Here is a 5,755-nt window from a genome sequence, read left to right as displayed (position 1 = left end):
CGCCGTATAGAAGAATCAGAAGAAAATAATCCCTGCACTAAACAGCAGAATATTCAACGGCTGACCAGGAGCGATCGACTGCGAGATGTCCTGCAACCAGCCCATACCTTCGGACTGACCGAACCAGGCACCCAGCGAAGCCGGGAACAGCAAGATGCTGCTCGCGAAAATGGCAGGGATTACACCCGCCATGTTCACTTTCAACGGCAGGTGGCTGGTCTGCGCAGCGAAGACCTTGCGGCCCTGCTGACGCTTGGCGTAGTGAACGGCGATACGACGTTGACCACGCTCAATGAACACCACGAAACCGATAATCGCTACTGCCAGCAAACCGATAGCGACCAGGGCGAAAATGTTGATATCGCCTGTGCGTGCAGACTCGAAAGACTGCCCGATTGCTCTCGGAAGACCGGCGACGATACCTGCGAAAATCAACATCGAGATACCGTTGCCTACACCGCGCTCGGTGATCTGCTCGCCCAGCCACATCATGAACATCGCGCCGGCCACGAACGTGGACACCGCAACGAAATGGAAGCCAAAGTCAGCAGAAAACGCCACGCCCTGACCGGCCAGGCCAATGGACATGCCAATGGCCTGGACCAGCGCCAGGATAACGGTGCCGTAGCGGGTGTACTGGCTGATCTTGCGACGGCCAGCTTCACCTTCCTTCTTCAACTGCTCCAGCTGCGGGCTGACGGCGGTCATCAGTTGCATGATGATCGATGCCGAAATGTACGGCATGATCCCCAGTGCAAAGATGCTCATCCGTTCCAGCGCGCCGCCGGAAAACATGTTGAACAAGCTAAGAATGGTCCCCTCATTCTGTCGAAACAGTTCCGCCAGCCGGTCCGGGTTGATACCTGGAACTGGGATGTGTGCGCCTATCCGGTAGACGATGATCGCCAGGAACAGAAAACGCAGACGAGCCCAGAGTTCAGACATCCCGCCTTTGCCGAGCGAAGAGAGAGCACCTTGCTTAGCCATTTATTCCTCGAACTTGCCGCCAGCTGCTTCGATAGCCGCACGCGCACCTTTGGTGGCTGCGATACCCTTGATGGTGACCGCGCGAGTAACTTCGCCGGACAGCATGATTTTCACACGCTGTACGTTTTGGTTAATCACGTTGGCATCCTTCAGGGATTGCACGGTGACAACGTCGCCTTCCACTTTGGCCAGCTCGGACAGACGCACTTCTGCGCGGTCCATGGCTTTCAGGGAAACGAAGCCGAATTTCGGCAGACGACGGTGCAGCGGCTGTTGACCGCCTTCAAAGCCTGGAGCAATGGTGCCACCGGAACGGGAGGTCTGACCTTTGTGGCCGCGGCCACCAGTCTTACCCAAACCGCTACCGATACCACGGCCCGGACGATGCTTCTCGCGACGGGAACCCGGCGCTGGACTCAGATCATTGAGTTTCATCGATTAACCCTCGACGCGCAGCATGTAGTAAGCCTTGTTGATCATCCCGCGATTCTCGGGAGTATCCAGGACTTCTACAGTGTGACCGATGCGGCGCAGACCCAGACCCTTAACACACAGTTTGTGGTTAGGGAGACGGCCGGCGGTGCTTTTGATCAGCGTTACTTTAACGGTAGCCATGATCAGCGGATCTCCTCAACGCTCTTGCCGCGCTTGGCAGCAATGGACTCAGGAGATTGCATAGCCTTCAGACCCTTGAAAGTGGCATGAACCACGTTCACTGGGTTGGTCGAGCCGTAGCACTTGGCCAGGACGTTCTGAACGCCAGCAACTTCCAGGACGGCACGCATTGCGCCACCGGCGATGATACCGGTACCTTCCGAGGCAGGCTGCATGTACACCTTCGACGCGCCATGGGCGGACTTGGTGGCGTACTGCAGAGTAGTGCCGTTCAGGTCTACCTGAATCATGTTGCGACGAGCAGCTTCCATGGCTTTCTGGATCGCAGCAGGTACTTCGCGCGATTTGCCACGGCCGAAGCCAACACGACCTTTACCATCACCAACCACGGTCAACGCGGTAAAAGTGAAGATACGGCCGCCTTTGACGGTTTTAGCAACGCGGTTAACTTGAACCAGCTTCTCGATGTAGCCTTCGTCGCGCTTTTGATCGTTATTTGCCATAACTTAGAACTCCAGCCCGCCTTCACGAGCAGCATCAGCCAGCGCTTTGACGCGGCCATGGTACTTGAAGCCGGAACGGTCAAAGGCAACTTGAGATACACCGGCGGCTTTCGCGCGCTCAGCTACCAGCTTGCCAACCTTAGTGGCCGCGTCGATGTTGCCGGTGGCACCATCACGCAGTTCTTTGTCCAAGGTCGAGGCACTGGCCAGAACCTTGCTGCCGTCGGCCGAAATGACCTGGGCGTAGATGTGCTGCGAGGAGCGGAACACGCAGAGACGCACGACTTCGAGTTCGTGCATTTTCAGGCGTGCTTTGCGAGCGCGACGCAGTCGAGTAACTTTTTTGTCGGTCATTTGCTAGGCCCTACTTCTTCTTGGCTTCTTTACGACGGACGACTTCGTCCGCGTAACGCACACCCTTGCCTTTGTACGGCTCTGGTGGACGGAAGTCGCGGATTTCAGCGGCCACCTGACCTACCAGCTGCTTGTCGATACCCTTGATCAGGATATCGGTCTGGCTTGGGGTCTCTGCGGTGATACCGGCCGGCAGTTCGTAATCCACTGGATGCGAGAAGCCGAGTGCCAGGTTCAGCACGGTGCCTTTGGCTTGTGCTTTGTAACCAACACCGACCAGCTGGAGCTTACGCTCGAAGCCTTGGCTTACGCCCTGGACCATGTTGTTCACCAGGGCGCGGGTAGTACCGGCCATAGCGCGAGTTTGTTGATCGCCATTGCGAGCAGCGAAACGCAGCTCACCAGCTTCTTCAACGATTTCAACCGACGAGTGAACGTTCAGTTCGAGAGTGCCCTTGGCACCCTTCACCGAAAGCTGTTGGCCGACGAATTTGACTTCGACACCGGCTGGCAGCTTAACGGGGTTCTTAGCGACGCGAGACATGCTTATCCCCCCTTAGAACACTGTGCAGAGAACTTCGCCGCCGACACCGGCAGCGCGCGCAGCACGATCAGTCATCACACCTTTGTTGGTGGAGACGATAGACACGCCCAGACCGCCACGTACTTTCGGCAGTTCTTCGACGGACTTGTACTGACGCAGGCCTGGACGACTTACGCGCTTGACTTCCTCGATGACCGGACGGCCTTCGAAGTATTTCAGCTCGATGGAAAGCGATGGTTTTACTTCGCTGCTGACTTGGTAGCCAGCGATGTAACCTTCATCTTTCAGAACTTTGGCTACCGCAACCTTCAGAGTCGACGAAGGCATGCTTACGACGGACTTTTCAGCCATCTGGGCATTACGGATGCGAGTTAGCATGTCCGCTAACGGGTCCTGCATACTCATGGGCTAGACGCTCCTGATACAAGAAAAATTAGCCTCTCGGCTACTACAGTCCCCTGAAATCGCCGGGCGTAAAAACCCGGGCTCAGGAGAGCCGGTCATTCTAGACAGTTCCCAGAAACGAAACAAGCCCCAGAAGGGGCTTGTTTCGTTGCAAGGTCACCGGTGGTCGGAAGATTGCTCCCCCGCCACCTGGACGCTGCCGGTACGTCTTACCAGCTGGCTTTAACCAGACCTGGAACGTCACCGCGCATTGCTGCTTCACGCAGCTTGTTACGGCCGAGGCCGAACTTGCGGTAAACGCCGTGTGGACGACCGGTGATGCGGCAACGGTTACGCAGGCGCGAGGCGCTGGCGTCACGTGGTTGCTTCTGCAGAGCTACGACAGCGGCAAAACGCTCTTCTGGAGTTGCTTCCAGGTTGACGATGGTCGCTTTCAGCTCGGCACGCTTCTTGGCGTACTTGGCAACAGTGAGCTGACGCTTCAGCTCACGGTTTTTCATGCTCTTCTTGGCCATTTTCCTACTCCAATCAGTTGCGGAACGGGAATTTGAAAGCACGCATCAGAGCGCGGCCTTCGTCATCGTTCTTGGCAGTGGTGGTCAGGGTAATGTCCAGACCGCGCAGAGCATCGATCTTGTCGTAGTCGATTTCCGGGAAGATGATCTGCTCTTTCACGCCCATGCTGTAGTTGCCACGACCGTCGAAGGACTTGGCATTCAGGCCGCGGAAGTCGCGAACCCGAGGCAGGGAGATCGCCAGCAGGCGGTCCAGGAATTCGTACATACGATCACGGCGCAGGGTAACTTTAACGCCGATCGGCCAGCCCTCACGGACTTTGAAGCCCGCGATGGATTTCCGAGCGAAAGTCACAACGGCTTTCTGACCGGTGATCTTCTCCAGGTCAGCAACAGCGTGTTCGATGACTTTTTTGTCGCCGACAGCTTCGCCCAGACCCATGTTCAGGGTGATCTTGGTAACGCGCGGAACTTCCATCACGTTCGCCAGCTTAAGTTCTTCCTTAAGCTTGGGAGCAATCTCGTTCCGGTAAATCTCTTTCAGTCGTGCCATGGTCTTCTACCTAGCAGTGTTCAAGCATCAACCGCTTTTTGGGTCGACTTGAAGACACGAATTTTTTTGCCGTCTTCTACTTTGAAACCAACGCGGTCAGCCTTGTTGGTTTCGCCGTTGAAAATGGCGACGTTGGAAGCGTGCAGTGGCGCTTCTTTCTCGACGATACCGCCCTGTACGCCCGACATCGGGTTAGGCTTGGTATGACGCTTCACCAGGTTGATCCCACCAACGACCAGACGGTCGTCAGCGAGAACCTTGAGCACCTTACCGCGCTTACCTTTGTCTTTGCCGGCGATCACGATGATCTCGTCGTCACGACGAATCTTTTGCATGTCGGATCTCCTTACAGCACTTCTGGGGCGAGCGAGACGATCTTCATGAACTTCTCAGTACGAAGTTCACGGGTCACTGGCCCAAAGATACGGGTGCCGATCGGCTCTTGCTTGTTGTTCAACAGAACAGCAGCATTGCCATCAAAGCGGATGATGGAGCCGTCAGCACGACGGACACCGTGGCGAGTGCGGACTACAACAGCAGTCATCACTTGGCCTTTCTTCACTTTACCGCGAGGAATTGCTTCCTTGACGGTTACCTTGATGATGTCACCGATGCCGGCGTAACGGCGGTGCGAACCGCCGAGAACCTTGATGCACATGACGCGACGAGCGCCGCTGTTATCGGCCACATCGAGCATGGATTGAGTCTGAATCATAAAATTTCTCCGACCCTTAGCCCTTAGACTTCAACAGCGCGTTCGAGAACTTCAACCAGTGCCCAGGACTTGGTCTTGGCCAGCGGACGGGTCTCACGGATGGAGACCTTGTCGCCGATATGGCACTGGTTGGTTTCGTCGTGCGCGTGCAGCTTAGTCGAACGCTTAACGTATTTACCGTAGATCGGGTGCTTTACGCGACGCTCGATCAGTACGGTGATGGTTTTGTCCATCTTGTCGCTGACGACACGGCCAGTCAGCGTACGGACGGTTTTTTCAGCTTCAGCCATGATCACTTACCTGCCTGCTGGTTGAGCACAGTTTTCACGCGAGCGATGTCACGCTTAACTTGCGAGAGCAGGTGCGACTGCCCCAACTGGCCAGTTGCTTTCTGCATACGCAGATTGAACTGGTCGCGCAGCAAGCCGAGCAGTTGCTCGTTCAGCTGCTGTGCTGATTTTTCACGAAGTTCATTCGGGTTGATGAGATGACCAGCGGGTGTATGGGGGGGGGGGGGGGTTGCGAGCGGATGAACTGGGTGATCATTCAGGACAGCGGGTGGGG

12 protein-coding genes and 1 pseudogene are annotated in these 5,755 nt (G+C 56.1%); all 13 read right to left on the bottom strand.

Annotated features, from left to right (window positions below):
• Positions 1–987 (bottom strand): annotated as a pseudogene (gene secY, locus ACIOVF_RS21735) (preprotein translocase subunit SecY); the annotation flags it as partial.
• A complete protein-coding gene (gene rplO, locus ACIOVF_RS21730) occupies positions 988–1,422 on the bottom strand; it encodes a 50S ribosomal protein L15 (protein ID WP_010220318.1) in 435 nt (144 codons plus the stop codon).
• Between the two features lie 3 nt (positions 1,423–1,425).
• Positions 1,426–1,602: a 50S ribosomal protein L30 gene (gene rpmD, locus ACIOVF_RS21725; RefSeq protein ID WP_010220317.1), complete on the bottom strand. Its 177-nt coding sequence runs from the start codon at positions 1,600–1,602 to the stop codon at positions 1,426–1,428.
• A 2-nt stretch (positions 1,603–1,604) separates the two neighbouring features.
• On the bottom strand, positions 1,605–2,105 hold the full coding sequence (gene rpsE / locus ACIOVF_RS21720; RefSeq protein WP_010220316.1) for a 30S ribosomal protein S5: 501 nt from the start codon (positions 2,103–2,105) through the stop codon (positions 1,605–1,607).
• Between the two features lie 3 nt (positions 2,106–2,108).
• A complete protein-coding gene (rplR, locus tag ACIOVF_RS21715; RefSeq protein WP_009397496.1) occupies positions 2,109–2,459 on the bottom strand; it encodes a 50S ribosomal protein L18 in 351 nt (116 codons plus the stop codon).
• 10 nt (positions 2,460–2,469) lie between these two features.
• Positions 2,470–3,003, bottom strand: coding sequence for a 50S ribosomal protein L6 (gene rplF, locus ACIOVF_RS21710; protein ID WP_010220314.1), 534 nt, complete (start codon positions 3,001–3,003; stop codon positions 2,470–2,472).
• A gap of 12 nt (positions 3,004–3,015) precedes the next feature.
• Positions 3,016–3,408 (bottom strand): 30S ribosomal protein S8, encoded by a 393-nt coding sequence (gene rpsH / locus ACIOVF_RS21705; RefSeq protein ID WP_010220313.1) that lies wholly within the window; start codon positions 3,406–3,408, stop codon positions 3,016–3,018.
• A gap of 209 nt (positions 3,409–3,617) precedes the next feature.
• Complete coding sequence (rpsN, locus tag ACIOVF_RS21700) at positions 3,618–3,923, bottom strand: 30S ribosomal protein S14 (RefSeq protein ID WP_010220312.1); 306 nt, start codon at positions 3,921–3,923, stop codon at positions 3,618–3,620.
• Between the two features lie 13 nt (positions 3,924–3,936).
• On the bottom strand, positions 3,937–4,476 hold the full coding sequence (rplE, locus tag ACIOVF_RS21695; protein ID WP_010220311.1) for a 50S ribosomal protein L5: 540 nt from the start codon (positions 4,474–4,476) through the stop codon (positions 3,937–3,939).
• A gap of 20 nt (positions 4,477–4,496) precedes the next feature.
• The gene (gene rplX, locus ACIOVF_RS21690) at positions 4,497–4,811 is read right to left on the bottom strand and encodes a 50S ribosomal protein L24 (RefSeq protein ID WP_009397501.1); all 315 of its coding nucleotides are present in this window, start codon (positions 4,809–4,811) and stop codon (positions 4,497–4,499) included.
• An 11-nt stretch (positions 4,812–4,822) separates the two neighbouring features.
• The gene (gene rplN / locus ACIOVF_RS21685; protein WP_002555479.1) at positions 4,823–5,191 is read right to left on the bottom strand and encodes a 50S ribosomal protein L14; all 369 of its coding nucleotides are present in this window, start codon (positions 5,189–5,191) and stop codon (positions 4,823–4,825) included.
• Between the two features lie 23 nt (positions 5,192–5,214).
• Complete coding sequence (gene rpsQ / locus ACIOVF_RS21680; protein ID WP_008374160.1) at positions 5,215–5,481, bottom strand: 30S ribosomal protein S17; 267 nt, start codon at positions 5,479–5,481, stop codon at positions 5,215–5,217.
• 2 nt (positions 5,482–5,483) lie between these two features.
• The gene (rpmC, locus tag ACIOVF_RS21675; protein WP_401292665.1) at positions 5,484–5,675 is read right to left on the bottom strand and encodes a 50S ribosomal protein L29; all 192 of its coding nucleotides are present in this window, start codon (positions 5,673–5,675) and stop codon (positions 5,484–5,486) included.
• Positions 5,676–5,755: the final 80 nt, after the last annotated feature.

It is taken from the genome of Pseudomonas sp. NPDC087612 (genome assembly GCF_044743505.1).
Classification (GTDB): domain Bacteria; phylum Pseudomonadota; class Gammaproteobacteria; order Pseudomonadales; family Pseudomonadaceae; genus Aquipseudomonas.
Note: the sequence above shows the minus strand (reverse complement) of the source record. Positions and strands in the feature narration are given on the sequence as shown.